Annotated in this window: 1 protein-coding gene; it reads right to left on the bottom strand. The window is 67.5% G+C overall.

Annotated elements, in window-relative coordinates; genetic code table 11:
• Positions 1-1,195, bottom strand: a 1,195-nt coding sequence (locus NY1_RS41635) for an aspartate kinase (RefSeq protein ID WP_067723603.1), incomplete at both ends; no start/stop codon positions are given.

Here is a 1,195-nt window from a genome sequence, read left to right as displayed (position 1 = left end):
GCCCCGTTCCGCCGTGCACCACGGCCACTTCGTCGCCGCCGAGATCGAACGCCGCGTGCAGGACCTTGACCGCCTCGTCGAGGTCGGTGTCGCGGACCAGCACCGAGATGCGGATCTCGGAGGTGGAGATGAGATCGATGTTGATGCCGGCCTCGGCGAGGGATTCGCAGAAGGTGGCGGTCACGCCCGGGTGCGACTTCATCCCCGCGCCGACCAGCGACACCTTGCCGACGTGATCGTCGAAGACGACCTGGGAGAAGCCGATATCGCCCTGGCGCTTGGTGAGCAGTTCGACCGCGCGGGCGGCGTCCAGCTTGGGCAGGGTGAAGGTGATGTCGGTCTTGCCGGTCTCCACCTTGGAGATGTTCTGCAGCACCATATCGATATTGATCTCGGCGTCGGCGACCGCGCGGAACACCTTGGCGGCGTAGCCCGGTTCGTCCGGAATGCCGACCACGGTCACCTTGGCCTCGCTGCGGTCGTGCGCGACGCCCGTGAGGATTGCTTGCTCCAAGGGGATGTCCTCCATCGATCCGGTAATCAGGGTGCCGGTCTTGTCCGTATAGGAGGAACGGACGTGAACGGGCACGTTGTAGCGGCGCGCGTACTCGACGCAGCGCAGCATGAGAACTTTCGAGCCGCAGGCGGCCATCTCCAGCATTTCCTCGTAGGAGACGGTGTCCAGCTTCTGGGCATCGGAGACGACGCGCGGGTCGGCGGAGAAGACGCCGTCCACATCGGTGTAGATCTCGCAGACGTCGGCATTGAGGGCGGCGGCCAGCGCGACGGCGGTGGTGTCGGAGCCGCCGCGGCCCAGCGTGGTCACGTCCTTGCTGTCCTGGGACACGCCCTGGAAGCCGGCGACCAGCACGATGGTGCCGTCGGCGAGCGCGTTCTGCACCCGGCCCGGGGCCACGTCGATGATCTTGGCGTTGCCGTGCGCGCCGGTGGTGATGACGCCGGCCTGGGAGCCGGTGAAGGAGCGGGCCTCCGCGCCGAGCGAGTGAATGGCCATGGCCACCAAGGCGTTGGAGATGCGCTCGCCGGAGGTGAGCAGCATGTCCATCTCGCGGGCGGGCGGCGCGGGGGCCACCTGCTGGGCCAGGTCCAGGAGTTCGTCGGTGGTGTCGCCCATGGCCGAGCACACGACGACGACGTCGTGGCCCTGCTTCTTGGTCTCGACGATCCGCTCAGC

The sequence above is a fragment of the Nocardia yamanashiensis NBRC 100130 genome, assembly GCF_001613325.1.
Lineage (GTDB): Bacteria > Actinomycetota > Actinomycetes > Mycobacteriales > Mycobacteriaceae > Nocardia > Nocardia yamanashiensis.
Note: the sequence above shows the minus strand (reverse complement) of the source record. Positions and strands in the feature narration are given on the sequence as shown.